The organism is Citrobacter amalonaticus (assembly GCF_037053465.1).
In the GTDB taxonomy this organism is placed as follows: Bacteria; Pseudomonadota; Gammaproteobacteria; order Enterobacterales; family Enterobacteriaceae; genus Citrobacter_A; species Citrobacter_A amalonaticus_H.
In genome coordinates this window covers 68,927-94,691 of record NZ_JBALIF010000006.1, presented here as the reverse complement: position 1 = coordinate 94,691, position 25,765 = coordinate 68,927, and the positions used below count along the sequence as shown (strand labels likewise).

At 51.2% G+C, this 25,765-nt stretch carries 23 protein-coding genes; 8 read left to right on the top strand and 15 right to left on the bottom strand.

What is annotated here, in order from left to right; all coding sequences use genetic code 11:
• Positions 1–152 precede the first annotated feature (152 nt).
• The 6 genes from WB371_RS11925 to WB371_RS11900 form a co-directional block, all read right to left on the bottom strand.
• Complete coding sequence (locus tag WB371_RS11925) at positions 153–1,910, bottom strand: bifunctional alpha/beta hydrolase/class I SAM-dependent methyltransferase (RefSeq protein WP_336220279.1); 1,758 nt, start codon at positions 1,908–1,910, stop codon at positions 153–155.
• Positions 1,911–2,055: 145 nt separating this feature from the next.
• Positions 2,056–2,973, bottom strand: coding sequence for a phosphatidate cytidylyltransferase (locus tag WB371_RS11920; protein WP_336220278.1), 918 nt, complete (start codon positions 2,971–2,973; stop codon positions 2,056–2,058).
• Complete coding sequence (locus WB371_RS11915; protein ID WP_336220277.1) at positions 2,970–3,578, bottom strand: CDP-alcohol phosphatidyltransferase family protein; 609 nt, start codon at positions 3,576–3,578, stop codon at positions 2,970–2,972. The genes WB371_RS11920 and WB371_RS11915 overlap by 4 nt, the downstream gene beginning before the upstream one ends.
• Positions 3,579–3,667: 89 nt before the next feature.
• The gene (locus WB371_RS11910; RefSeq protein ID WP_420704045.1) at positions 3,668–3,994 is read right to left on the bottom strand and encodes a YdbL family protein; all 327 of its coding nucleotides are present in this window, start codon (positions 3,992–3,994) and stop codon (positions 3,668–3,670) included.
• A 4-nt stretch (positions 3,995–3,998) separates the two neighbouring features.
• A complete protein-coding gene (locus tag WB371_RS11905) occupies positions 3,999–4,190 on the bottom strand; it encodes a YnbE family lipoprotein (protein ID WP_336220276.1) in 192 nt (63 codons plus the stop codon).
• Positions 4,187–6,826 (bottom strand): YdbH family protein, encoded by a 2,640-nt coding sequence (locus tag WB371_RS11900; protein WP_336220275.1) that lies wholly within the window; start codon positions 6,824–6,826, stop codon positions 4,187–4,189. The genes WB371_RS11905 and WB371_RS11900 overlap by 4 nt, the downstream gene beginning before the upstream one ends.
• Before the next feature lie 197 nt (positions 6,827–7,023).
• Between WB371_RS11900 and WB371_RS11895 the strand changes: the two genes are divergently transcribed.
• Positions 7,024–8,013 (top strand): 2-hydroxyacid dehydrogenase, encoded by a 990-nt coding sequence (locus WB371_RS11895; protein ID WP_336220274.1) that lies wholly within the window; start codon positions 7,024–7,026, stop codon positions 8,011–8,013.
• 110 nt (positions 8,014–8,123) lie between these two features.
• A complete protein-coding gene (gene hslJ, locus WB371_RS11890) occupies positions 8,124–8,546 on the top strand; it encodes a heat shock protein HslJ (RefSeq protein ID WP_336220273.1) in 423 nt (140 codons plus the stop codon).
• 7 nt (positions 8,547–8,553) lie between these two features.
• Here the strand turns inward: hslJ and WB371_RS11885 are convergent, their stop codons facing one another.
• Entirely contained in the window at positions 8,554–8,826 is a 273-nt protein-coding gene (locus WB371_RS11885) for a DUF333 domain-containing protein (RefSeq protein ID WP_336220272.1), read from the bottom strand.
• Positions 8,827–8,973: 147 nt separating this feature from the next.
• The gene (locus tag WB371_RS11880; RefSeq protein WP_336220271.1) at positions 8,974–9,693 is read right to left on the bottom strand and encodes a C40 family peptidase; all 720 of its coding nucleotides are present in this window, start codon (positions 9,691–9,693) and stop codon (positions 8,974–8,976) included.
• Positions 9,694–10,044: 351 nt separating this feature from the next.
• Here WB371_RS11880 and nifJ point away from each other — a divergent pair, with 351 nt between their 5' ends.
• From nifJ to ttcA, 5 genes are all read left to right on the top strand, one after another.
• Positions 10,045–13,569 carry a pyruvate:ferredoxin (flavodoxin) oxidoreductase gene (gene nifJ, locus WB371_RS11875; RefSeq protein ID WP_336220270.1) on the top strand — a complete coding sequence of 1,175 codons (3,525 nt, stop codon included), beginning with the start codon at positions 10,045–10,047 and terminating at the stop codon, positions 13,567–13,569.
• Between the two features lie 358 nt (positions 13,570–13,927).
• Positions 13,928–15,067 (top strand): porin OmpC, encoded by a 1,140-nt coding sequence (gene ompC / locus WB371_RS11870; RefSeq protein WP_336220269.1) that lies wholly within the window; start codon positions 13,928–13,930, stop codon positions 15,065–15,067.
• A 154-nt stretch (positions 15,068–15,221) separates the two neighbouring features.
• Positions 15,222–15,434: a KTSC domain-containing protein gene (locus tag WB371_RS11865; protein ID WP_336220268.1), complete on the top strand. Its 213-nt coding sequence runs from the start codon at positions 15,222–15,224 to the stop codon at positions 15,432–15,434.
• An 81-nt stretch (positions 15,435–15,515) separates the two neighbouring features.
• On the top strand, positions 15,516–15,950 hold the full coding sequence (gene uspF / locus WB371_RS11860; protein WP_336220267.1) for a universal stress protein UspF: 435 nt from the start codon (positions 15,516–15,518) through the stop codon (positions 15,948–15,950).
• 195 nt (positions 15,951–16,145) lie between these two features.
• On the top strand, positions 16,146–17,081 hold the full coding sequence (gene ttcA, locus WB371_RS11855) for a tRNA 2-thiocytidine(32) synthetase TtcA (protein ID WP_336220266.1): 936 nt from the start codon (positions 16,146–16,148) through the stop codon (positions 17,079–17,081).
• A 45-nt stretch (positions 17,082–17,126) separates the two neighbouring features.
• Here the strand turns inward: ttcA and dbpA are convergent, their stop codons facing one another.
• The 4 genes from dbpA to WB371_RS11835 form a co-directional block, all read right to left on the bottom strand.
• Positions 17,127–18,500: an ATP-dependent RNA helicase DbpA gene (gene dbpA, locus WB371_RS11850; protein ID WP_336220265.1), complete on the bottom strand. Its 1,374-nt coding sequence runs from the start codon at positions 18,498–18,500 to the stop codon at positions 17,127–17,129.
• Positions 18,501–18,529: 29 nt separating this feature from the next.
• Positions 18,530–18,712: a hypothetical protein gene (locus WB371_RS11845; protein ID WP_336220264.1), complete on the bottom strand. Its 183-nt coding sequence runs from the start codon at positions 18,710–18,712 to the stop codon at positions 18,530–18,532.
• Between the two features lie 275 nt (positions 18,713–18,987).
• On the bottom strand, positions 18,988–19,971 hold the full coding sequence (gene zntB, locus WB371_RS11840) for a zinc transporter ZntB (protein WP_336220263.1): 984 nt from the start codon (positions 19,969–19,971) through the stop codon (positions 18,988–18,990).
• A 115-nt stretch (positions 19,972–20,086) separates the two neighbouring features.
• Positions 20,087–21,211: a methyl-accepting chemotaxis protein gene (locus tag WB371_RS11835; RefSeq protein ID WP_336220262.1), complete on the bottom strand. Its 1,125-nt coding sequence runs from the start codon at positions 21,209–21,211 to the stop codon at positions 20,087–20,089.
• A gap of 789 nt (positions 21,212–22,000) precedes the next feature.
• Here WB371_RS11835 and WB371_RS11830 point away from each other — a divergent pair.
• A complete protein-coding gene (locus tag WB371_RS11830) occupies positions 22,001–23,233 on the top strand; it encodes a sensor domain-containing diguanylate cyclase (RefSeq protein WP_336220261.1) in 1,233 nt (410 codons plus the stop codon).
• 41 nt (positions 23,234–23,274) lie between these two features.
• Here the strand turns inward: WB371_RS11830 and pcaC are convergent, their stop codons facing one another.
• Genes pcaC through WB371_RS11815 form a run of 3 tightly spaced genes read right to left on the bottom strand, consistent with a single transcriptional unit; the run spans position 23,275 to position 25,760 of the window.
• The gene (gene pcaC, locus WB371_RS11825; protein ID WP_336220260.1) at positions 23,275–23,664 is read right to left on the bottom strand and encodes a 4-carboxymuconolactone decarboxylase; all 390 of its coding nucleotides are present in this window, start codon (positions 23,662–23,664) and stop codon (positions 23,275–23,277) included.
• Positions 23,654–24,418, bottom strand: coding sequence for a 3-oxoadipate enol-lactonase (gene pcaD / locus WB371_RS11820; RefSeq protein ID WP_336220259.1), 765 nt, complete (start codon positions 24,416–24,418; stop codon positions 23,654–23,656). The genes pcaC and pcaD overlap by 11 nt, the downstream gene beginning before the upstream one ends.
• On the bottom strand, positions 24,396–25,760 hold the full coding sequence (locus WB371_RS11815) for a 3-carboxy-cis,cis-muconate cycloisomerase (RefSeq protein ID WP_336220258.1): 1,365 nt from the start codon (positions 25,758–25,760) through the stop codon (positions 24,396–24,398). The genes pcaD and WB371_RS11815 overlap by 23 nt, the downstream gene beginning before the upstream one ends.
• Between the last annotated feature and the right edge of the window lie 5 nt (positions 25,761–25,765).

The window sequence follows — 25,765 nt, the reverse complement described above, 5'->3', positions numbered from 1 at the left end:
TCTTACAAACGCGAACCGCACAGATAACGCACAGCCATAACCCTGCGATTACCCGTAACGATTCGCAAGTGCCATTGACCCCATAGCACCCAACACAGGCAATAAGAGAAGCCAGCCCATACCCTGAATATACACAGTACGCTGAATTGTCATCATGCCCGGCGCACCGCCATAGATACGGTAAAAATGCCCCATTCATCAATGAGCTGAGTACATTTCTCGAAACCGGCATTTCGTACCAACGCATCCATTTCACCTTGTGTCCTCACACGCATCACCCACGCCTTGCCATCCTTATGACTGGTAAGTGACCAGGCAATGGTTTTTAGCTGCGGATGCCAGGGCTGTCCGGTGTAGATCAATATCCCTCCTGGCTCGATGACATCTGCGAGACCAGCCAGTGAATTGCGCACCAACGTGTTATCCGGAAACAATTCATATAAACCCGAAACGATGGCAAGCGTTGGACGAGGCTTAAGTGCGGCTAATTCATTACGATTAAAGGCATCGCCCTGTTCAAAACGAGCACGAGAGCACATTTCACGGGCGGCAATCATTTCCTGACCTCTTGCGACATTCAATTCGCTGTAGTCCCGCAATACAATCTCTTCCACTGCCGTTTCGCTTTCGAGTGCATCGAGAACATAGCGTCCATGCCCAGCGGCAATATCCACTACGCGTACGGCTTTTCCTTGCTCAATAAGTCTGGAAACGGCCTGTCGAATCAGGATCTGCAAATGCGTTTTTCTCTGCCGAATCCCTTTCCACCCAATGCTATTGAGGTAGTATTTGTCAATTAAACGCCCAGGCACGTTGTTGCCCTGAGGTTGGTTACGATAGACATAGTCGAGCGTACTTCCGGAATCAAAACCAGTCTCAAACCCCAGACGAAGTCCTGTGGAATGTGTTCCCAGCATCTTCATGCCATAGCGCAAACCGCGATAGGCGATGTCGTCCAGGGAATACGGTTCCGGCCCACCGCTTAGCATTCTCCAGGTATCGGCGCCAGGGCTCCAGCGATCTTCATTACAGTAGTCAAAGCGTATAAGAGCGCGCGCAAAAAGCGTATGGATAAACTCGCGCATTTTATCCAACGCCAGATGTCTCTCTTTCTCGCCCAGCGTATCGTGATAAAAACCGGGTAACACATGCAACTCTTTCAACGGACTTCGCAGGCGTTGATAAAAGTCGATCTGCGGCTGGCGGTGAACAACGTAATCCTCCCCGGAGACCAGCATTTGCACCGGCAAAGTGATTGCACTGGCATCGCTGACGATCCGCTTCGCCGTTTTGTTAAGCTCAAGCAGTATGTTAACCGCGATAGGTCTGGTAATCAGGGGATCAGAATCAAAACTCGCGACCCGTTCAGGATCATGTGTCAGTAATTTACTCTTCACATAAGAATTGACGAAAAAAAGACCTCTCAAACGATACAGCGCCGCCAACCCGGTACGCGCAAAGGGCACATACAGCTTTATCTTAAAGGCTGGCGATGCAAGCACCAGACCCCGAATAGTTGGGGCATAATCATGTACCCAGGTGGCAGCCAACACTGCGCCGACACTTTGTGCCACAACCACCACATCCTCCAGAGTCGCCTGACTATCGCTTGCCGCAAAGCGGACAAACTCATCAACATCTTGTACTGAGCGTGCCAGGGATGGGCTATATCCGCGCTGACCTGGCGAGCGCCCATGACCGCGGGCATCCCAGGCATAAAATGCGGTGTCTGCCATCGCCAGTTCATCGACAATATGTTGCAACCGACCAGAATGCTCATGTCCACGGTGAAACAGAACAATGACTTTCGGGGTAGCGACTGACGATGTTGCAGGCCAGTAACGATAAAACAGTGTTGTATTATCGCTGGTTAAAAAGTGTCTCTCTTCAGGCATCCTTGTCTCGGTCATTGGGATAATTTCCTTGTGTTTTGTGTGAGAGTGCCAGCAACTGACGTTTAAGATCGTTCATAAACACGCCAAGGGGTCATGTCCAGATTATTGGCCAGACAATGCACAGCGTGAACATAACGCGAAGTAAACGAGTAATCATCAGTTAGTAATAGAAGTAACGAATGAAATGGAAGAAAACAGGGGCGGTAAAAATGAGCGAATCCAGTCGGTCAAGGATCCCTCCATGACCCGGTAATAGCGTACCCGTGTCTTTTACGCCAATGTCCCGCTTCACCGCAGACATCACCACATCGCCGCAAAAACCGGTTATCCCAATAATCACACCCGTCAATAACCCCATTGACCAACTGAGTGGCGTAAGCAGAGGTCCCAACAGCATGGCAACCAGCGCAGTCGTGACAACGCCCCCAACCAGCCCCGCTAACGTTTTATTAGGACTCACCTTCGGCGTGACCCTAATCCGCCCAAGTGACTTACCCCATAGATATTGCGTAATGTCGTTGATCTCTGTCAGTCCGACCAGAAACAGAACCAATAAAGCCCCGGTTTGTTTACCATCCGCGGGTAAGACCAGTAAAAATGCAACATGACTTAAAGCAAAAACGGTGGTCATTAAACCCCAGTGGAGTTGGGAGGCTATACGCAAAAATCCCTGCGTATCTCCCGTAATAACCATCCTTACAGGTAAAAATAAAAAAACGAAGACGGGAATAAACACGACAAACATGCCATACCAGTTAATGCCAATCAGCCAATAGTTAACGGGAATGGCAATAAACATCCACAACAGTGGCATTCGATCGGATTGTCGTGACGGTGTCAACGTCAGAAATTCTTTAAATGCCATAAAACTGACTAAGGCAAAAAAAGTCAGCGCTAACCAAGTTGGGCTTAGCAACGCCACAGAGAATACAACGACGATAAGCCACCATGTCCTGATACGTAACGTCAATTCACGCCAGTTTTTCTGCGGGAAGATCCGCGTCAGAAGCACATTCACCATACTCGCCACAAGTAACAGCGCAAAAACGATCGCCAACGATTTCTCGAGTAACATCATCTTGCTTCCTCATTATTGTGGAGTCCGTCCTGACATCGGTTATAAACCGTCCACAGCAGTAAGATGATAGCAACACCCCATACCAGATTGTTCCATTGCGCAAGATGCGGCCAGACAGATAATAAAAGGCCCCACGCACCAAACATTAGCGCGCGATCGCTTTTTCCCAGGGGGCCTGCATAGCTTCGGATCCCATTGACCACTTGCGCTAACACGCCACAAAATTCTGTCATCACTGAGCAAAACAGCATGACAAGGACAAGAATCGTGCTGCTCTGCGGAAGCAATATAAATGGCAGGTAGAGTACTATGTCAGAAATAACATCCCCCGTTTCATTGAGAATGGCTCCCAGACGAGACTGTTGGTTGCATTCTCTTGCTAACATCCCATCCAGAGCATTGAGCGCCATTCGCACAAACAGCACGACAGGCAGAAGAATGAGTAACTCACAATTGGGAAACAAAAGGAGCGTTACGCTGGTAAGAACAGAGAGAGCGACCGCAGCAAGCGTGATGTAATTGGCTGTCACTCGATGACGGTGTAGCCAAAACATGAGGGGGCGTAAAAGAGTCTGAAATACAGGTTTAATCTGATAGAGGGTCATTATCGTTCCCTGATAATTATTGACCCTATGATATTGCCACCATTCTATGTGCTTTAACCACCTCCAGCTGAAAATTCAGACTCTGGATGCTATTTTTTGAGCCACTTACCATTGATGCCCTGCACGTATTCTCCCGGCTTTGCACGCTCAACCAGTTTTTGCCCGGCCAGTTTCGCCACTTCATCGACGGGAAGATGATGGCTTTCAGCGAGTTGCTGATAGCTTACGCTTCGCGCTTTGTTGATTTCATTTACCAGCGCCTGCGTTTGCGCATCCTGTTTCAGCGCCACCAGATAACCGTCCAGGGTTTCACCGACTCGCCCCTGGGTTCTGGCCTCATTTAAGGTCAGCGCGAAGGCGTTTCCGCCCAGTAGACTCAGAATCAACGTTGACAGTAGTGCGATTTTTTTCATCATGACCTCAGAACAAGTCGCTACGCGATTTGAGCAGACTCTCAACGTCTTTATCGACTTTGATGTATATTTCATGCTCAATTTTGACGTTCATATTGATAGTGATTGGCTCCTTTGGCGCGGCGACTTCAATACGCGGCGTACAGCCGGTTAATGTCAATAGCGAAAGAAGCGCCAGCACAGCGGTCATCGTTTTCATTGAGGTTCCTCACATTCCTTGCCTGCCTGACAGGTCTTTTCTGGCAGCGCCGCGTTTTGTTCAAGCCACGCCTGTAAATTATCGCCAAAGCGCAGGCTGCGCCAAAGCGTAAACACATTTTCTTCGTGGGTGTAGTTCAGATTCACCGTTCCGACTTTGCCATCCACCCGACTGTTCCCGGTGATTTGTGACTGCATTGTCAAAACCCCCAGATTATCCAGATTAATTTTGGTCCATGAATGCGCAATCTCCATATATCGCAACCAGTTGATCGCCGCACCTGCCGCCATATTGTCTTTTACCACGGCATCCGCGGTGTCTTTGTCAATTCGCAGCGTCATAGGACCAGGATTGGTCAGCCAGCCGTCTTTAATTATCCATTTTTCATTATCGAGCCACAAAGACAGCGCGCCGCTCACCGGGCCTGACATGGCGAACTGTTTTGGATTTACAGCGCTTATCAGTTCGCTGGAGGAGATATTTTGTACTCGCACCAGAGCCGGATCGTGCTGCGGCAAACGTAGCTGCTGCATGGAGACTTTACCGCCAAGGACATCCACACTGACATCGGTCAGCAGCAGTGGATTGCTTTCACTCCACGGGTACGCCCCTTGCAGATCGGCGGTAATATCCGTGGCGGTGACCTGGTTGACGACCTCGGCAATACGCAGTGAAACCGGCCCACGTGTACCTAACTGCCACGTGCCTGCGTTGAAGCGAAACGGCAACACAAAGTCGACGCCATTAATTTGGTTATCCGGCATCCAGGCGCTACCGCCTTTTAAGACACCGTGACCGCCCGCTTCAAACCCCTGCTCTGCGGCGGCTGAAAACGCCATCTGGGCATACAGCTCGCCTTCCCGTAATGTCATTTTCCAGTCCGGCGGAACCAGCGGCTGGAATACCTCCAGAGACTGCTTCGGCCACCATGCCTGCCCGCGTAACCGCAGACCATCCCAGCGGCCGTTTACCCTGACAGGTCCGATCGCACCGGCATGCAAGTCCCCCTTGAACTGGAAAAACGTTGGATCGCGTCCCTCGACGCTGAATTTAAGCGTCGAGGGAGGCAGAACGCTGCCGCCAGAAAAGAGGGTTTTGCCCGCATCAAAGGACATCGCGCCACTAAAGCGAGGATGCGCATCATCACGCACCCACTCGATTGGCTTATCCATCTCCAGTCGCGGTGTCTCTATTTTCATTGTGCCGTACTGAAGCTGATTGAAACCCGTGGAGAGATCCGTCAGGATGATGGTGTTGTTATGCCACTCACCTTTCCCGGCAACATCCCATTTGGCATGCATCGGGGTAAAGCTGCCCTCGCCCCAGTAACGCCACCGCCAGCGACCGGCATCAGGCAGAAAATCATTCGCCAGGCCATCCAGATGCAGGACAAAATCACCCATTTGATTTTCATGGGCACGTAAAATAGCCTGCAATCGCCCGTCCACACCCCGCTGCGTCACCTTGACGCCTGCCAACGGCCAACGAATTTCGTCAATGTCCAGTGAGTCAATCACGCGTCCGCGCGAGCGCAGCAGTGCGCCGGGTTCAAATGCCAGCATGGGATCGGCGAGACTTCCGCTTAATTGCGCAGGCAGTTTGCCATAGAAAATTAAATCGTTCTGTTTCGCTTCGCCGACCAGTTGCAGCGGCATAGCGCTGTTATCCATACTCAGTTTGCCCGGGCCAAATGAAAGCACTGCGTTTCCTTTGCCCGCGTCCCCCTGCGTCAACACATTCATCCGCCCGCTGATGACCGCTTTCTCGGTACCTTCCTGCCAGTTCTCCACTTTCAGGCCCAGACGACCGCTCAGCGGAAAACCTTCATAGGGCCAGGACCAGCGGCCATCGCTGATGGTCACCTGCTGGCGCGTCAGTTCCCAGGGTAAATCAAGCAGCGGATCGGCATTGTCCCGCGCCATGACAATCAGTTGCCCGGCGTTTTCTCGCCACTCCAGTTCGGCATCAACCAGCGACGGTTCCTGCGGCAAACTGAGCGTCGCAACAGTATGGCCGCTGACCGGCAGCCCGTCCGGCACCAGCGGCAACGTAAATTCACCGACCAGTTTAACAGGAGGTTGCCCCTCAAATGCCATCACATTCAGCTCACTCACCGTCAGCGTTTGCCCACGCAACTGGCCTTGAAATTTCACCTTCTCACCCTGATAACGAAGTTGCTGAATCGTGGGTGTCAGTGAGACGTTCAGTTTGCCCTGCCAGACCTGCCAGGGCGCCAGAATGACGTTATCGATGGTTATCCAGGTATTCGGCAGCATCGATTGCCATTCAGCAAGAGTGCGCGGAGCCGCGGGAGACGTTTCGGACTGTGGCAATTTTGCCAGACAGGCAGAATCGATTTCGAGAGTGCCTATATTTAACTGCCAACGGCTGGGATGAGACAGTTGCGCCTGACTGACCCGCGCCAACTGACACTCGCCTGCCAGATAGCGTATATCGGGAATATATAACCCTTGGCGCGTAAAACGTGGACTTGCATCCAGCGCGATACGGGTCCCGACCGGCAGCCAGATGCCTGCCAGCGTCGGAACCCACCATCCCAGCGTCATCACCAGTGTGAGAGGAATGAGGATCACGAGTAAAAGAAGCGCCAGAGCGACTTTATATTTACCCTTCATGGGCAGTTAATATCCTGATTTAGCGAAAAATTAAGCCGAATTAGGCCGCTATTGTGGCATGTTTGGTGAAACATGCCCAGATTAAGAATAGATGCTCTAAAATTATTCATACCATGTATTACTTTCAATAATATTTGATATTATATAAAATAATTTGAATTCGATAAGTGTGATTTGACATCACAGGAGAAAGTCTTATGAAACTCGCCGTATACAGTACCAAACAGTACGACAAGAAGTACCTGCAACAGGTTAACGAGACTTATGGCTTTGAGCTTGAATTCTTTGACTTTCTGCTAACGGAAAAAACGGCCAGGACCGCCCATGGCTGCGAAGCCGTGTGTATCTTCGTTAACGACGATGGCAGCCGCCCGGTACTGGAAGAACTGAAAAAGCATGGCGTTAAGTATATCGCCCTACGCTGTGCCGGTTTTAACAACGTCGATTTGGACGCCGCGAAAGAGCTGGGTTTGCAGGTGGTTCGTGTCCCGGCCTACTCCCCGGAAGCTGTCGCGGAGCACGCAGTGGGAATGATGATGACCCTGAACCGTCGCATCCATCGCGCTTATCAACGTACCCGCGACGCTAACTTCTCACTGGAAGGGCTGACGGGCTTTACCATGTACGGAAAAACGGCTGGCGTGGTTGGTACTGGCAAAATCGGGATTGCTGCCCTGCGCATTCTGAAAGGCTTTGGCATGCGTCTTCTGGCCTTCGACCCGTATCCCAGCGCGGCGGCACTGGAAATCGGAGTGGAATATGTCGATCTGACGACGCTGTTTGCCGAATCTGACGTCATTTCGCTGCACTGCCCGTTAACGCCGGAGAACTATCACCTGCTAAACCATGCCGCGTTTGAACAAATGAAAGACGGTGTGATGGTGATTAACACCAGTCGCGGTGCGTTAATCGATTCTCAGGCGGCGATTGAAGCGCTGAAAAATCAGAAAATTGGTTCGCTGGGCATGGATGTGTATGAGAACGAGCGCGATCTCTTCTTTGAAGACAAATCCAATGACGTCATCCAGGATGATGTATTCCGTCGCCTGTCAGCCTGCCATAACGTGCTGTTTACCGGGCATCAGGCTTTTCTGACCGCAGAGGCGTTGACCAGTATTTCTGAAACCACCCTGCAAAATTTGCAGCAGTTAGCGAACGGAGAGACCTGTCCTAACGCACTGTTTTGATCCTGTCGCCCTCCTGTTTGCAGGAGGGCATTTCAGATTATCCCCAATGCCTGAACGGATAAAAGCGTTATCCTGTCGAAGGTAATTACCATTTACACCAGAGAGTGAATATGAAGAAGAGCGTCGCGCTGATTGCGCTAAGCCTGCTGGCAGCAGGCTGTGTAAGTAATGGAAAAGTGTCTGTCAGCCCTGAACAGTTACAGCACCACCGCTTTGTTCTGGAGAGCGTGGACGGTAAGCCGGTCACTACGACGCCTCAACCTCTGGAGCTCAGCTTTGGAGAAAAGATGACGGTCTCCGGCAACATGTGCAACCGGTTCAACGGCCAGGGATCGCTTTCAGACGGTGAACTGAAAGTCAAACAGATGGCCATGACGCGCATGATGTGCGCCGACCCGCAGCTCAATACGCTCGATAACACGCTGAGCACGATGCTCAAAAATGGCGCGCAGGTCGATCTCACGGCTAACCAGTTGACCCTGGCAACGGCGGAACATACGCTCAGCTATAAACTGGCTGATTTAGTGCAGTAATCAGGGCTTAGTAACTGCCACAGCTTCCCGCGGCAAGGGATTGTTCGCTGCAACGTTTGCCGTTGGGGAGTGCGCACATGCCGATGGCAGAACCATCCAGTTGACGAGCAACGGACAGCGAACCGCCAACCATGGCACAATTGGCCTCTCCGGTACTGGTCATTGACGCTTTTAACCCCGGCGCGACATGTGCTGCCGTCGCTTGCTGAACAGGTTCATTGTCGCTGCTGCATGCCGACAATAATAACGCGGCACATCCTACCCAAAACGCTGCACGCATTTGACTCCCCTCATATTTCGAAAGCGTAACTAAAACCGCACTAATAATAGGCATCTGAATCCAGCGCGTCGAGAGTCAATACGCTCAATTATGCGCCTCGTTCGCATTTTGTTGCATAATACTGCCCGGTTTATGATCGCAGCGGCATTATGCGCTGATGCGACGGGCGGTCACATAGTGATCCTGCCAGTATTGATTCGATAAATGTGACAACGTCACACCTTCTGAACTCGACGCATGAATAAAAGAATCATTACCAACATAAACGCCCACGTGTTGAACATGCGGTTTGGTCTCAAAAAACACCAGATCGCCGACGTTAAGTTCACGTTGACTCACTCTCAGTCCGATGTGGCTTTGCTCCAGCGCGGTACGTGGCAAATGCCGGTGAATAACCGATGCCATTATTCTGCGAGTGAACGCTGAACAGTCAATACCGTTGCGGCTATCCCCACCCCAGCGATAATCCGTTCCTCTCCACACCGCAAATTCATTCATAATGCGACGCTTAAGTTGCGCTTTCTTATTCGGAACAGGCGCTTGTGAAAAGTACCCTTCAGAATAAGAGAGTTGAGAAGGTGTATTCCAGCCCCAGTCTTTTACCTGAGTTTTTACGAAAGCAAATGACGATGACGAGGCAGAAATAAGTAATGCAAGTAAAAATATACGAATCATAATTTGATAAAAACATTTAATTAAATAATCACATCCAGACCTTTTTTGCGCACAAAAAAATCCACCCTCAGGGTGAATTGAAATTATTATGTTTTTAACGCTTGTATCCGTGATTAAACAGCGCTCACCAACTGCAGCTAACTTATGGATTTGTAAGACATATCCGTTATGAAGCGTGTTGAGTACAGACACTATCGACATGAACGCAAACTTAAAAAGTCTGAGTAAAACATTCACGTCTTCAGGACAGCGGCGAGGATAATAAACGGATTAAGTAAATCCTCAAACAAAATTGGAATCCAGTATTGGACAGAGAGAGAGTAATTCTGTGCAATGGGTTAACTCATTGTTAATAATTTAAAGGCCGGAACCGTGGCCGACGGATAAACAACAGGTTCTTTTTTGCGACCTTTGTGTCAATTTGTGCACTCGAAAGCCGCATAACTTCAAGGGAATACAGGAAAGTCCTATACTGAAAGAATAACTATCAGGACGCTGAGTGGTTTCGTGCGTCCCTCTTTTTGCGCAATGTAAGGGTGTCATATGATTACTATTGACGGTAATGGTGCAGTCGCCTCAGTGGCGTTTCGTACCAGTGAAGTTATCGCCATCTACCCCATTACGCCCAGTTCCACGATGGCTGAACAGGCGGATGCCTGGGCTGGCAACGGGCTAAAAAACGTCTGGGGTGATACCCCTCGCGTTGTCGAAATGCAGTCCGAAGCGGGGGCTATCGCCACCGTTCATGGCGCATTGCAAACGGGCGCGCTGTCGACCTCCTTTACCTCTTCCCAGGGGTTATTGTTGATGATACCTACGCTGTACAAACTGGCGGGACAATTAACGCCGTTTGTACTGCATGTCGCAGCGCGTACGGTGGCAACACATGCGCTCTCCATTTTTGGCGATCATTCAGACGTAATGGCCGTGCGTCAGACCGGCTGCGCGATGTTGTGCGCCGCGAGCGTACAGGAAGCGCAGGACTTTGCCTTAATTTCGCAAATCGCCACATTGAAAAGCCGGGTGCCTTTTATTCACTTTTTCGATGGTTTCCGCACGTCGCATGAAATTAACAAAATTGTTCCCCTGGCGGATGACACCATCCTGGACCTGATGCCTCAGGCCGAAATCGACGCGCACCGTGCCCGGGCGCTCAATCCTGAACATCCGGTGATTCGCGGAACGTCGGCAAACCCGGATACCTATTTCCAGTCCCGTGAGGCAACCAACCCGTGGTATAACGCCGTTTACGATCATGTCGAACAGGCGATGAATGATTTTGCCGCGGCTACAGGTCGCCAGTACAAGCCGTTCGAGTACTATGGCCACCCGCAGGCGGAACGGGTCATTATTTTGATGGGCTCAGCCATCGGCACCAGTGAAGAAGTGGTTGATGAACTGCTGACGCGCGGTGAAAAAGTTGGCGTGTTGAAGGTTCGTCTCTTCCGCCCGTTCTCAGCCAGACATTTGTTGCAGGCCCTGCCTGAGTCCGTACGGGCAGTTGCCGTTCTCGATCGAACCAAAGAGCCGGGCGCACAGGCCGAACCGTTGTATCTTGATGTTATGACCGCCCTGGCGGAAGCGTTTAATAGTGGCGAACGCGAAACGCTGCCCCGCGTTATTGGCGGTCGTTATGGCCTCTCATCTAAAGAATTTGGTCCGGACTGCGTGCTGGCGGTATTTAATGAACTGAACCAGGCGAAACCCAAACCACGGTTTACCGTCGGTATCTACGATGATGTCACCAATCTCTCACTCCCGCTGCCAGATAACACCTTACCTGCCACCGCGAAGCTCGAAGCGCTATTTTATGGATTGGGAAGCGACGGTAGCGTATCGGCGACCAAAAACAACATCAAGATAATCGGTAACTCAACGCCGTGGTATGCGCAGGGCTACTTCGTTTACGACTCTAAAAAGGCCGGCGGCCTGACGGTTTCGCATCTGCGCGTCAGTGAACAACCTATTCGCTCGGCGTATCTGGTTTCTCAGGCCGATTTTGTTGGCTGTCATCAGTTACAGTTTATCGACAAATACCAGATGGTTGAGCGCCTGAAACCGGGCGGCATTTTCCTGCTGAACACACCGTATCCGGCCGATGAGGTCTGGCCGCGACTGCCACAGGAAGTACAGGCGGTGCTGAATCAGAAAAAAGCCCGTTTCTACGTCATTAACGCAGCCAAAATCGCCCGCGAATGTGGACTGGCGGCACGTATTAACACCGTCATGCAAATGGCATTTTTCCATTTGACGCAAATCCTGCCCGGCGACAGCGCGCTGGCTGAACTGCAGGGCGCGATTGCCAAAAGTTACAGCAGCAAAGGTCAGGATCTGGTTGAGCGCAACTGGCAGGCGCTGGCGCTGGCACGCGAGTCGGTAGCTGAAGTGCCGCTGCTGGCGGTCGATCCGCACAGTGCTAACCGTCCTCCGGTGGTGTCCGATGCGGCGCCAGATTTTGTAAAAACCGTCACCGCCGCGATGCTTGCCGGCCTAGGCGATGCCCTTCCCGTCTCAGCACTCCCTCCTGATGGAACCTGGCCAATGGGCACTACCCGATGGGAAAAACGCAATATCGCCGAAGAGATCCCAGTCTGGAAAGAAGCGCTTTGTACTCAGTGTAACCACTGCGTCGCCGCCTGCCCGCACGCGGCAATTCGCGCCAAAGTGGTTTCTCCCGAAGCGATGGAGAATGCGCCGTCCAGCCTGCACTCTCTGGATGTGAAGTCCCGCGATATGCGCGGACAGAAATACGTGCTGCAGGTCGCGCCGGAAGACTGTACGGGTTGTAATCTTTGCGTAGAAGTCTGCCCGGCAAAAGATCGCCAGAACCCGGAGATCAAGGCCATCAATATGATGTCCCGCCTTGAACACGTAGAGGAAGAAAAAGTGAATTATGATTTCTTCCTCGACCTGCCGGAAATTGATCGCAGCACACTAGAACGCATCGATATCCGCACGTCGCAGCTCATTACACCACTTTTCGAGTATTCGGGTGCCTGCTCCGGCTGTGGCGAAACACCGTATATCAAGCTACTGACCCAGCTTTATGGTGACAGAATGCTGATTGCCAACGCTACCGGTTGTTCATCTATCTACGGCGGCAACCTCCCTTCGACACCTTATACCACGGATGCCAATGGTCGCGGCCCCGCGTGGGCGAACTCGCTGTTCGAAGATAACGCAGAGTTCGGTCTGGGCTTTCGTCTGACAGTTGATCAGCATCGGGTACGCGTTCTGCGTCTGCTGGAACAGTTTGCCGACAGGCTCCCTGCGGAACTGAATGCCGCGCTTCATGCAGACGCCACGCCTGAAGAGCGCCGCGAACAGGTGACCGCTCTGCGTCAGCACCTTAAAGATGTCGACGGCGCGCGTGAACTGCTCACCGATGCCGATGCGCTGGTCGAGAAGTCGATCTGGCTGATTGGTGGCGATGGCTGGGCTTACGATATTGGTTTCGGCGGGCTGGATCATGTGCTGAGCCTCACCGAAAACGTCAATATTCTGGTGCTCGATACACAGTGCTATTCCAATACCGGGGGGCAGGCATCAAAAGCGACGCCACTGGGCGCTGTAACGAAATTTGGTGAGCACGGTAAGCGTAAAGCGCGTAAAGATCTGGGCGTCAGTATAATGATGTACGGCCATGTATATGTGGCGCAGATTTCGCTCGGCGCACAGCTCAACCAGACCGTTAAGGCTATTCAGGAAGCGGAAGCGTATCCTGGTCCGTCGCTAATCATTGCCTACAGTCCATGCGAGGAACACGGTTACGACCTGGCATTGAGTCACGATCAGATGCGTCAGTTGACCGCAACGGGCTTCTGGCCGCTTTACCGCTTTGACCCACGCCGTGCAGATGAAGGTAAACTGCCGCTGGCGCTGGACTCTCGCCCACCGTCAGACGCGCTGGCAGAAACATTGCTCAACGAGCAACGTTTCCGTCGTCTGAACGCACAGCAGCCAGAGGTTGCTGAGCAGTTATGGAAAGATGCGGCGGCGGATCTGCAAAAACGGTACGATTTTCTGGCGCAACTGGCCGGTAAAGCGGAAAAAACCGGTAGCGACTGATCGCATCGACGTCGCTAACTGTCTCGACGCCCAAAAAAAAGCCCGAACATCCGTTCGGGCTTGTCATTTTGTTAGTTCGCAAATCAGTATTTTTAGCAATTGACCAACAAAAAAGCAATCTGTGACAATAAAGGCATATAACGCGCGCAGAATATCGCATTCTTAATGCGTTGTATAATTTTTATTTTGTATATTTCGAGTAAAAATATTCATAATAATTATCATCATTTCAACTGAATTAATTATTAAAGGTTTTACTCAGCGTGTAACAATTGATATTTATCCTTTTACGGAACTTCTCCTTTAGCATGTTTTAACTCCTCTCCGGGAGTCAAATAAAAACGAAAGGATTATTCCCATGAATAGAAAAGTACTGGCCTTTATCATCCCTGCGCTTTTAGCTGCAGGCGCAGCACATGCCGCTGAAATTTATAATAAAGACGGTAACAAGCTTGATCTTTATGGTAAAGTTGACGCTGAGCATTATTTCTCCAACAATTCAAACAGTGATGGCGACGAAACCTATATGCGTATCGGCTTTAAGGGCGAAACGCAAATCAACGACCAGTTGACGGGCTTTGGTCAGTGGGAATATCAGGTGAATACCAACACCACTGAAAGCGATCATGGCAACAGCTTTACTCGTCTGGCCTTTGCTGGTCTGAAATTCGGTGATTACGGTTCATTCGATTACGGTCGTAACTACGGTGTTATGTATGACATCGAAGGCTGGACCGATATGCTGCCTGAGTTCGGCGGCGACTCCTACACCTATGCAGACAACTTTATGGTGGGTCGTGCGAATGGTGTGGCCACATACCGCAACACCGATTTCTTCGGACTGGTCAATGGCCTGAGCTTCGCCCTGCAGTATCAGGGTAAAAACGAAAACCAGTCTACCAATGAAGATGATTTCTCTCAGTCAGGAACGGCTAACGGTGGCTCACGTAATCTGCAGAATTCCAACGGTGACGGTTTCGGTATCTCCTCTACCTATGATTTCGGCATGGGCTTTAGCATGGGTGCGGCGTATACCACTTCTGACCGTACTAATGAACAAGTCACTGCGGGCGGTAAAGTTGCAGGTGGCGATAAAGCAGATGCGTGGACAGCAGGTCTGAAATACGATGCGAACAACATCTACCTGGCGACCATGTATTCCGAAACCCGTAATATGACGCCTTACGGTGATGATAACGGTGTTGCGAATAAAACGCAAAACTTCGAAGCCACTGCGCAATATCAGTTTGACTTCGGCTTACGTCCGTCTCTGGGATACGTCGTCTCCAAAGGCAAAGACTTGACGGGCCAGGGTGCTGATAATAGCCAGGAGCTGGTTAATTATATTGACGTAGGTACCTATTACTTCTTTAACAAGAATATGTCTACCTTCGTTGATTACAAAATTAACTTGTTAGATGACAACGATAATTTCTATCGTAGCAACGGCATCAACACCGATAACGTTGTTGCTGTAGGTATGGTATATCAGTTCTAAGTTATTTCGCCCGCTGGCAACGGCGGGCTCTCCTTTTCAATATTTCCTATAACCAAAATCTGTCGCCTATAGCAAAACGCTATATCTCAGAGACTAATCCCCCTGCCGGTTAGATGATACATTATTAATACGATCTGCCGCCGAGGGTGCCATCATGAACCACCAGCCTGTAAACTCATCACGTATCGCCTCCGTCGGCTATGACGAAAAGACCGCTACGCTGGAAATTCGTTTCTATCAGACGGGCATTTTGCGCTATCGCGGCGTTCCGCCGCATATTTATCAAAATTTCCTGACGGTTGTATCGAAAGGACGCTTTTATGACGGCGTCATTAAAGGCAAATTCCCGGAAATCAAAAGTAAGTGATGCCAAAATGTGAGCTCTGTCATTATGCTTAACCTGCGATAAAGCGTTACACTTTATATGGATACTAAAACAGGAGGTTTTATGAACAGAACGATTCTTGTCCCCATCGATATTTCAGATTCAGAATTAACTCAACGCGTGATTAACCACGTCGAAGCTGAGGCGAAAATTGACGATGCACAGGTTCATTTCCTGACCGTTATCCCTTCACTGCCTTACTATGCTTCGCTGGGCCTGGCCTACTCTGCTGAGTTGCCCGCCATGGACGATCTGAAAGCCGAAGCGAAATCTCAACTGGAAGAGATTATCAAGAAGTTCGCTATCCCGTCAGACAGAGTGCAAATCCACGTCGCTGAAGGTTCGCCAAAAGACAAAATCCTTGAAATGGCGAAAAAGTTGCCAGCAGATATGGTGATTATTGCCTCTCACCGTCCGGACATTGCCACTTATCTGTTAGGGTCTAACGCGGCAGCCGTTGTACGGCATGCCTCATGCTCAGTCCTTGTGGTGCGTTAATCTCTTCAGCCCGCATCCCGGTGCGGGCTTTGTTTCTTCATTTTATCCCCCCTCCCATACGCGCTAAATGTGCTGACATTTTTCTCGCTTATCCGTACCATACAGACCACAGTTTTTATATCAGACAGCTTTGCCGGACTTTCCGGCGTGATGCATACTCTTCTGATGCCATCCTATGAATTGAGCCTCTATTAAATGTCGCAAAATCAAGATATTAGCAAGAAAGATCAGTACAACCTGAACAAATTACAAAAGCGCCTGCGTCGTCACGTGGGCGAAGCGATTGCCGATTTCAATATGATTGAAGAAGGCGATCGCATTATGGTCTGTCTCTCTGGCGGCAAAGACAGCTACACCATGCTGGAAATTTTGCGCAATTTGCAGCAAAGCGCGCCAGTCAATTTTTCACTGGTGGCGGTTAACCTGGACCAGAAACAACCCGGTTTCCCGGCGCATATTCTGCCTGAATACCTTGAGCAGCTTGGTGTCGAATACAAAATCGTCGAAGAGAATACCTATGGCATCGTCAAAGAGAAGATCCCGGAAGGTAAAACCACCTGCTCTCTTTGCTCACGCCTGCGGCGCGGGATCCTCTACCGTACCGCAACGGAGCTGGGCGCAACGAAAATCGCGCTGGGCCATCACCGTGACGACATCCTGCAAACTCTGTTTCTGAATATGTTCTACGGCGGGAAAATGAAAGGTATGCCACCGAAGCTGATGAGCGATGATGGTAAACACATCGTGATCCGCCCGCTGGCTTATTGCCGCGAGAAAGACATCGAGCGTTTTGCCCAGGCAAAAGCGTTCCCTATCATCCCCTGCAACCTGTGTGGATCGCAGCCGAACCTGCAGCGTCAGGTCATCGCTGACATGCTGCGTGACTGGGATAAGCGCTATCCAGGTCGTATCGAGACCATGTTCAGCGCAATGCAGAACGTTGTTCCCTCGCACCTGAGCGACATTAATTTGTTCGATTTCAAAGGGATTAAACACGGTGCCGAAGTCGTCGACGGTGGCGATCTGGCGTTTGACCGCGAAGAGATCCCGCTTCAGCCCGCGGGCTGGCAGCCGGAAGAAGACGACAATCAGCGTGATGAATTACGGCTGAACGTCGTGGAAGTGAAGTAAGTTGCAATATGCCGGATGCAGCGCGCATCCGGCAAAGCGACAGCCTTATTTCAACAGCCGAACCCGGCAGTTTTTGCCTTTAATTTTACCGTTCTGCAACTGTTTCCAGGCCTTGTTTGCCACTGACTGGCGTACCGCGACATAAACATGCGCCGGATGAACGGCAATCTTGCCAATATCCGCGCCATCCAGACCAATATCGCCCGTCAGTGCGCCTAATACATCGCCCGGACACATTTTGGCTTTTTTACCACCGTCGATACACAGCGTCGCCATTTCAGCCTCCAGTGGGGTCACCGTGACATTCGCCGGCGCTGAAACCCAGTTAAGTTTGAGCTGTAACATTTCTGACAGAATGTTCGCCCGCTGCGCTTCTTCAGGAGCACAAAAACTGATCGCCAGACCACTGTTCCCGGCGCGCGCAGTACGCCCGATACGATGCACGTGCACTTCCGGATCCCACGCCAGTTCGAAATTCACTACCAGCTCCAGCGATTTGATATCAAGCCCGCGCGCGGCCACATCCGTCGCCACCAGCACGCGGGCGCTGCCGTTGGAAAAACGCACCAGGGTCTGATCGCGGTCGCGTTGCTCCAGATCGCCATGCAGCGCAAGCGCGCTTTGCCCTGCCGCATTCAGCGCATCGCATACCGCCTGACAATCTTTTTTGGTATTACAAAACACCACGCAGGAAGCCGGTTGGTGTTGGCTGAGTAATTTTTGCAGCAGCGGAATTTTGCCGCTCGCAGACGTTTCAAAGAACTGTTGTTCAATGGCGGGAAGCGCATCCACCGTATCAATTTCGATAGCTATCGGATTACGCTGAACACGGCCGCTAATGGCCGCAATCGCGTCGGGCCAGGTAGCGGAAAAGAGTAATGTCTGACGCGATTCAGGAGCGAAGCGAATCACGTCGTCAATGGCATCACTGAATCCCATATCCAGCATCCGATCCGCTTCATCCATGACCAGCGTCGTCAGCGTGTCGAGAGAAACTGTGCCTTTTTGCAGATGATCCAGCAAACGTCCGGGCGTCGCCACGATAATATGCGGTGCATGCGCAAGCGAGTCACGCTGCGCGCCAAACGGCTGTCCACCACAAAGCGTTAAAATTTTGGTATTCGGCAAGAACCGCGCAAGGCGACGTAGCTCCCCTGCAACCTGGTCAGCCAGTTCACGCGTCGGACAGAGTACAAGCGCCTGCGTCTGAAACAGACTGGCATCAATCTGTTGCAGCAAGCCGAGGCCAAACGCCGCCGTCTTCCCACTCCCGGTCTTCGCCTGCACCCGAACATCCTTTCCCGCCAGAATCGCCGGTAGCGCCGCCGCCTGGACAGGTGTCATGGATAAATACCCCAACTCGTTCAAATTCTCAATCTGGGCAGCAGGCAACATATTCAGGGTAGAAAAAGCGGTCACAATTTATTCTCGCGGTTAACGACTCACAGTCAGCAGGCGCGTATCCTCGCAGATTCGCGCCCGCGATGCGACATTTTAATCGGTTCTTCATCGGGCGGTGGGTCCGGCATCGGCTGTGGTCGGGGTATAGGATCAGGTATCGGAACCGGATCGGTGGGCACCGGGTCAGAGAAGTGAATAGCGTTATGATCGTGAGGGAAGATACGTAACATGAGGGCCTCCTGTATTTCATTGACTCCCTTTTAGGGTAGCCGTTGAAAACAGGCAGACAAAAAAAAGCCGACTTATTTAAGTCGGCGTCGTACGAATCAATTGTGCTATGCAGTAATTCAAAAAAGGAAGTAAGACAATATGGAGCGCAACGCCCATCGCTTGACGTTGCATTCACCTGCAAGAGGAATATTGCCCCGAACAAAAATCTCATTTATTGACTTTGCTCAATTTAAAAGCCATTTTTAGGCTCCGAAATCTCTTAAAACGCTCGTTTTTACAACCATTTACTACGATGCAACCATAAAGTAACACCACCAATCAGAACCACTAACAGAATACAAAAAAGTGAAAAACCAAATTGCCATCCTCCACCGGGGATCCCCCCGAGGTTAACGCCAAAAAGACCGGTCAGAAACGTACTGGGCAGAAAAACCATTGCCATCAACGACATGGTGTAAGTACGCCTTGCCAGAGACTCCTGCATAACCTGCGCGATTTCATCGGCCATCACGCCTGTGCGGGCGATACAGGCGTCAATTTCATCCAGTCCTCTTCCCAGACGGTCGGCGATATCTTGCATCCTGCGACGCTGATCATCGTTCATCCATGGCAGACGCTCGCTGGCCAGTCGGGAATAGACGTCACGCTGAGGCGCCATATAGCGGCGCATGACAATCAATTGTTTACGCAGCAGAGCAAGAAACCCGCGCGGAGGGATCTGTTGATCGAGCAGATTATCCTCAAGATCGATAATTTTATCGTGAAGTTCTTCGATAAACTCACTGGCATGATCCGTCAGCGCATCACACACATCAACCAGCCAGCCGCCACAATCGACAGGCCCGGTCCCTTCCTGCAGGTCGCTAACCACATCATCCAGCGCCAGCACTTTACGTTGTCGCGTAGAGACAATCAGCCGTTCATCCATGTACAAACGCATTGCCACCAACTGGTCCGGACGTTCGTCGGTACTGCCATTGATGCAACGCAGCGTGATGAGTGTACCCTCACCCATGCGACTGACACGCGGGCGAAGGCTTTCGCCTGCCAGCGCGTCCCGGACGTTATTTGGTAGTAACGGGGTGGTAGCCAGCCATTGCGCGCTTTCCGTATGTGTGTAATTCAGGTGAAGCCAGCACGGATGTTCGTTACTGATAACATCGTCATCTTCTAAGGGCTTCACGCCGCCTTTGCCATCGAGTAGCCATGCAAACACCGCATCCGGCACACTCACTTCAGACCCTTTAATGGCTTCCATTTCGCCTCCCATACATCGCGCTTTTCTGGTTAGTCTAGCCTTCGGCGTATGTTAAGCAACCTGTTATTATCCCATTGTGCTGAAATGATTCATAAAAACGATGTTCCTGCGTGCCTCAACGCGCGAATCCTACCCGGGAGGGGGACGAAATGTCTTCTGTCATATCGCTTAAATAAAATTTATGTGTTTTCGATTGCAGATCGACAACCTGAGATTTCAGTACATCGGAGGAGCCGGATAATTCATCCACCATCAATGCATTACTTTGGGTGACTTTTTCCAGTTCACTCATTGCCTGAGCGATCTGATTAATCCCTTTTTCTTGCTCCGATGTTGTTGCTGATATTTCACTAATCAACTGACTTAATTGCCCGGCTCCCTGGACAATTTCCTGCATATTTTTTTCTGTTTCCCCCACCACACTAGCGCCTTGCCGGACATTTTGATGAGTGACGTCGATCAGCACCCGGATATTTTTTGCCGCTTGCGCACTTCGGTGCGCCAGGTTTCTGACTTCCGTCGCCACTACTGAAAATCCTTTCCCGTGTTCTCCCGCGCGTGCAGCTTCAACAGCAGCATTCAGCGCCAGAATATTGGTCTGAAATGCAATGTCATCAATCAGGGTGATTATTTCCGTCATTTCCTGGGCGCATTCCGTTATGGAATGCATATTACTGGCAACCTGAACCATTAATTCACTGCCCCGTTGCGCACATTGTGTTGCGCTGTCAGCCTGCTGGTTGGCAAGCCGGGTATTGTCTGCGTTATTGCGGGTGCTGGCCGCCATCTGCTCCATACTGGCGGCAGTCTGGATAAGCGACGCGGATTGCTGCTCGGTTTTCACAGATAATTCCGCGCTGCGAGCAGCCAGTTGCTCCGAGAGTGACAATGCTGTTTTCGATGAACTCCGGATTTCACGCACCAGTGTGGCAATATTGCAGGATAAGCTATTAATACCTGGAATCAGCCGCCCCGCACAGTTATTGCCAAATTCAGGAATATTCACCGCAAGATTTCCCGAGGTGACATCTTCTATACTTTTTTTGACGGTATTGATGGGCGTGACCAGATATATTGTCATATAACACCAGAGTGAGATCGCCGCCACAAGATAGATCACATTGACCGGAATTAATATTTTGAGACTGACGAAATTCATTATCTGAACAATATTAAGCAGAAAGAATGTGAGCAACATGAATACAATAATAAATGTTCTGACGCTAATGTTTTTTAACATTTTAAGCCTGTTAGGATTATATATTGCTGGTCATATTTATATAGCATCAGGCATGGTGATTTTCACGCGCTTTTCACGATATGGCAATAATCAATCCTGGAAACGTTAAATTTAGTTTAATTTCGAATTATGACTCTTTGATTTGCCTTAGGTCACCCTGTTCTGCTTTTGAATCGCGATTTTCCTGCCTGAATCATAAGATTGCTCTCCTGAAAAGTTAAGCCATGCAACATCATTAATAATGAAAGTTAAAAATTGCTTAAATGATTAAATCATTTAATGTTTTGATGCGTCGATTTACCCGTTTATTCGCCAGATGCAAACGGAGGCGTTCGGCAATACGAAAAAGTTATAGGTTTGTCGCTTTCTCTACCATGCGAAAGCATGAATCCCTGCTAGATTTAACATCACACCATTTTTTCGATGGAAAGCCCGATGCTGCACATATCATGGGGCCCACTATTAATCGGGATCTCATACCTTGTTGCTTTCATTGCTGCCTTTGTATCCCTTGATAGCATGGGTAAAGTGGCTGTTTCTGTGCATCGGGAATCCCTGCTCTGCTGTTTATCCACAGCGATGTTTGCGATACATGTTGCGATTTCTGTACGCCCTCTCAATAAGCGACTGACAAAACTGCCGCTAACCGGTTTAGCCAACCGCAGGCAAATCGTACTCTGTTTACTCGCAATCCCGGAGTATTCAGCGCGTTGTCAGCAGCAAATGCATCACGCTTGAATAAATAGTGTCGCATGACCGCAACGTAATAAAAAAATAACAGGATTACTTATGATTGCACACAACCTCAATGCACTCGATTTATTAACCTTCCCGGTCTGGGTTGTCTCTCCGTGTACCGAGGAATTATATTTCGCGAATCGCAGCGCAAAAGAAATGATGCAGCACCTCACCTTCAGCCAACTGCGCAAAGGGTGTTTTTCAACCCATGCACAATGCCAGTTAGTTAGCTATGTTTCAGATTTACGCAACCAGCGCGATATTGTTGAAATTCTTACGGTGGTACGCGCAGATGCCCCGGTCGCGCTTAGCTGTCGGCTTTCCGTTAAAGAGCTACCGGAAACGGGAGAGGTCATTTTTTATGAAGGGATGGAAAATTCCGCAATGCAGGGACTGAAAGCGAGCCGTTCGGCAAGCTACCAACGAAAAAAACAGGGATTTTATGCCCGTTTCTTTTTGACCAATTCGGCCCCAATGCTTCTTATCGATCCCGCCAGAGAAGGACTGATTGTGGATGCCAATCTGGCAGCATTGAATTTCTATGGTTACAGCCTCGACGCAATGTGCCAAAAGCACACCTGGGAAATCAACATGCTGGGTCGACAGATTTTACCGGTAATGCAGGAGATCGCGCGGCTGCCCGGCGGACATAAGCCCTTAAATTTTGTTCACAAAATCGCGGATGGCTCGACCCGCCATGTTCAGACCTATGCCGGACCGCTCGAAATCTATGGCGAACGGTTAATGCTCTGCATCATTCACGATATCACTGAACAAAAGCGCCTCGAACAGGCGCTTGAGGAAGCAGCCATGCATGATGCGCTGACAGGGCTACTCAATCGTCGTCAGTTCTTTCAATTAACCGACCAGGGGCAGATGTCACACCTGTCGATCACGCAGGATTACAGTTTATTGCTCATTGATACCGACAGGTTCAAAAGTATTAACGATCTGTATGGCCATTTGAAAGGCGATGAAGTGCTCTGCGCGCTGGCGAGAAATCTGGAGTCCTGTGCCCGCAAAGGCGATTTGGTGTTCCGCTGGGGCGGCGAGGAGTTTGTCCTGCTGCTGCCGCGCACCCCGCTGGAGACCGCACTCCAGCTAGCCGAAGATATTCGCGCGTCTGTGGCCAAAATTGGTCTTGCTGGCCTGCCGCGTTTTACCGTGAGCATTGGCGTCGCCCATCATGAACCGAATGAGAGTATTGACGACCTGTTTAAACGCGTTGATTCGGCGTTATACCGGGCCAAAAATGGCGGACGCAACCGGGTACTGGCGGCCTGAGAATCTGTTTCCTGGCAACATTCCCCGTCGCCAGGGCTACGTTACTTTTTGCCAGCATCCCGCTCGGCAAAAACCTGCTGCGCCAGGTGCAACGTCGCATTTGCCGCAGGCAGACCGCAGTACAGCGCCGAATGCATAATCAGTTCTTTCAGTTCCTCACGCGTCACACCGTTATTGAATGCGGCGTTAAGATGCATTTTGAGTTCCGCCTCCCGGTTAAGCGCAATCAACATCGCTATGGTGATCATGCTGCGCGTATGCCGCTCAAGTCCAGGGCGACTCCAGATATCGCCCCACGCATACCGGGTAATGAAATCCTGAAACTCTTCATTCAGCGGCGTCAAATTTTCCACTGTGCGATCGACATGCGCATTGCCCAGCACCGCGCAGCGCACGCGCATTCCCTGCTGATAACGCTCTTCATCGTTCATACTGATCTCCCAGAAATGATAATAGCGCCGCGTTCACAGCCTCTGGCGCTTCAATGGTGGACAGATGTGACGCATTCACCACGGTCATTTGCGAACCGCTGATACGCTGATGCATGAACCGCGCGTCGGCAACGGTGGTGACGGGATCACGTTCCCCGGCAATCAACAGTACCGGGCAGGCTATCTGCCCAATCTCCTCCCGCAAGTCGGCTGCCGCCAGCGCATCACAGCAGGCGGCATAGCCTTCTGCATTCGATGCGGCCAGTTGCTGACACAATGCGGCGACCGTTTCCGGGGCTGACTGGCAAAATGACGGGGTAAACCAGCGTTGCGGCGAACTGGCGGCAATATCGCGTAGCCCCGCCTGGCGAACGCTCTGTGCCCGGCTTTGCCATCCCGTTTCATTACCAATGCGCGCAGCGCTATTTATCACTGTCACACTTAACATGCGCTGAGGGTGAAAACGCGCCAACCAAAGGCCTGTCAGACCGCCCATCGAAATCCCGCAATAATGCGCCGCTGGAATATCAAGGTGGTCCAGCAGATCAATCACATCCTGACCTAATTGCGCGAGGCTGGTTTGCCCCGACTGACGTGTTGCGCCATGACCATGCGTGTCATAGCGCAATACCCGGTAGCACGCGGCCAGTGCTGCCATCTGGGGTTCCCACATGGCAAGCGTCGTTCCCAGCGAACAGGACAACACCACCACTGGCGCATTCTCTGGCCCATCAATCTGGTAATTCAGTTCCATGCTGCTGTTCCTTAAAGCGTGTAAGCACACGTTGAACAAACGGTTCCGCGCTACCGGTCGCCGTCATTGGATCCAGTAACGCCGTTAATTGAGATTCTCGGAGATGCGCCATAACGCGCGGATTTTCGACTAACACAGCACGCAACGAACGGCCCTGCTCAACGGCCTGCTGGCAAAGCGCCTCCATCAAATGATGCGCATCCTGTTTACCGATAAAAGCCGCTAACGCCAGCGTGACGGATTCCGCCATCATCAGGCCGTGAGTTATCTCCAGGTTGTCACGCATCTTTTGTGGGAAGACCTGCATATTCAGGGCAAGCTGTTGGGTCTCCTCCAGCGCATGTCCAACCAGCATGGCAATTTCCGGTAGCACTTCCCATTCAGCCTGCCAGCCGCCAAGGGCACGTTCATGCTGTTGTAACTGAGCGCTGAAAAGGGTTGCCATCAAACCAGGCGTTCGCTGCACGCTGGTTAAAATCGCTGCGCAACTGACGGGGTTTCGTTTGTGCGGCATCGCCGACGAACCGCCTCTGCCCGCAACAGCAGGCTCGCTGACTTCAGCCACCTCGGTTTGCATCAGTAACGAGAAATCCTGGGCAAACTTTCCCAGCGTGCCACCGACCCCGGCATACCACCCCCCCACTTCCAGCAGGCGGTCCCGCTGGGTGTGCCAGGGCGTATCCGGGAGCGTCAACGTAAGTTCCTGCGCTAACCGCTCTGCCACCGCCAGTCCGTCTTGCCTCAGCGACGCCAGCGTTCCCGCCGCCCCGCCGAATTGCAATACCAGCACGCGCGGCCGCAATTGCCGCAGACGCTCCTGCCAGCGAAGCAATGCATCGAGCGTTCCGGCAAGCTTCAATCCCCAGGTCACCGGTAACGCCTGTTGCAACCAGGTGCGTCCGGGCATCACCGTGTGCTGATAGCGTAGCGCCTGTTGGGCAAAAGCCTCCATCAGATTGGCCAGCGACCGCTGCGTGTGATTCAACGCTGAACGCAGTTGTAAAATAAGACCGGTATCAATCACATCCTGACTGGTCGCTCCCCAGTGGACGTAACGCGCCGCCTCAGGATCGATTTGTTTTACCCTGGCCGTTAACTGTCTGACCAGCGGAATGGCGAGATTCCCGGCAGATCGCGCCGATTCAGCCAGCGCGGGCAGATCGAACAATTCGGCGCGACAGCTTTGTGCAATCGGCGCGACTGCCGTTGCCGGGATCACGCCACAGTCTGCCTGCGCCCGGGCAAGCGCCGCCTCAAAATCCAGCATTCCCTGTAGAAGCTGCGAGTCTGTAAATTCAGCCGTCAGCGCATTTCCGCGCATCAACGGCGTTAGCAAGGTCATTCCGG

Coding starts and splice junctions, on each gene's coding strand:
- WB371_RS11900 (WP_336220275.1), bottom strand. CDS start 6,826: ATGAAGGGTAAATATAAAGTCGCTCTGGCGCTTCTTTTACTCGTGATC.
- hslJ (WP_336220273.1), top strand. CDS start 8,124: ATGAAGAAGAGCGTCGCGCTGATTGCGCTAAGCCTGCTGGCAGCAGGC.
- WB371_RS11835 (WP_336220262.1), bottom strand. CDS start 21,211: ATGTTAAAAAACATTAGCGTCAGAACATTTATTATTGTATTCATGTTG.
- WB371_RS11920 (WP_336220278.1), bottom strand. CDS start 2,973: ATGATGTTACTCGAGAAATCGTTGGCGATCGTTTTTGCGCTGTTACTT.
- ompC (WP_336220269.1), top strand. CDS start 13,928: ATGAATAGAAAAGTACTGGCCTTTATCATCCCTGCGCTTTTAGCTGCA.
- ttcA (WP_336220266.1), top strand. CDS start 16,146: ATGTCGCAAAATCAAGATATTAGCAAGAAAGATCAGTACAACCTGAAC.
- WB371_RS11815 (WP_336220258.1), bottom strand. CDS start 25,760: ATGACCTTGCTAACGCCGTTGATGCGCGGAAATGCGCTGACGGCTGAA.
- WB371_RS11895 (WP_336220274.1), top strand. CDS start 7,024: ATGAAACTCGCCGTATACAGTACCAAACAGTACGACAAGAAGTACCTG.
- WB371_RS11925 (WP_336220279.1), bottom strand. CDS start 1,910: ATGACCGAGACAAGGATGCCTGAAGAGAGACACTTTTTAACCAGCGAT.
- pcaC (WP_336220260.1), bottom strand. CDS start 23,664: ATGAACGATGAAGAGCGTTATCAGCAGGGAATGCGCGTGCGCTGCGCG.
- WB371_RS11845 (WP_336220264.1), bottom strand. CDS start 18,712: ATGTTACGTATCTTCCCTCACGATCATAACGCTATTCACTTCTCTGAC.
- zntB (WP_336220263.1), bottom strand. CDS start 19,971: ATGGAAGCCATTAAAGGGTCTGAAGTGAGTGTGCCGGATGCGGTGTTT.
- WB371_RS11885 (WP_336220272.1), bottom strand. CDS start 8,826: ATGCGTGCAGCGTTTTGGGTAGGATGTGCCGCGTTATTATTGTCGGCA.
- uspF (WP_336220267.1), top strand. CDS start 15,516: ATGAACAGAACGATTCTTGTCCCCATCGATATTTCAGATTCAGAATTA.
- WB371_RS11865 (WP_336220268.1), top strand. CDS start 15,222: ATGAACCACCAGCCTGTAAACTCATCACGTATCGCCTCCGTCGGCTAT.
- nifJ (WP_336220270.1), top strand. CDS start 10,045: ATGATTACTATTGACGGTAATGGTGCAGTCGCCTCAGTGGCGTTTCGT.
- WB371_RS11830 (WP_336220261.1), top strand. CDS start 22,001: ATGATTGCACACAACCTCAATGCACTCGATTTATTAACCTTCCCGGTC.
- WB371_RS11915 (WP_336220277.1), bottom strand. CDS start 3,578: ATGACCCTCTATCAGATTAAACCTGTATTTCAGACTCTTTTACGCCCC.
- WB371_RS11910 (WP_420704045.1), bottom strand. CDS start 3,994: ATGATGAAAAAAATCGCACTACTGTCAACGTTGATTCTGAGTCTACTG.
- pcaD (WP_336220259.1), bottom strand. CDS start 24,418: ATGGAACTGAATTACCAGATTGATGGGCCAGAGAATGCGCCAGTGGTG.
- WB371_RS11905 (WP_336220276.1), bottom strand. CDS start 4,190: ATGAAAACGATGACCGCTGTGCTGGCGCTTCTTTCGCTATTGACATTA.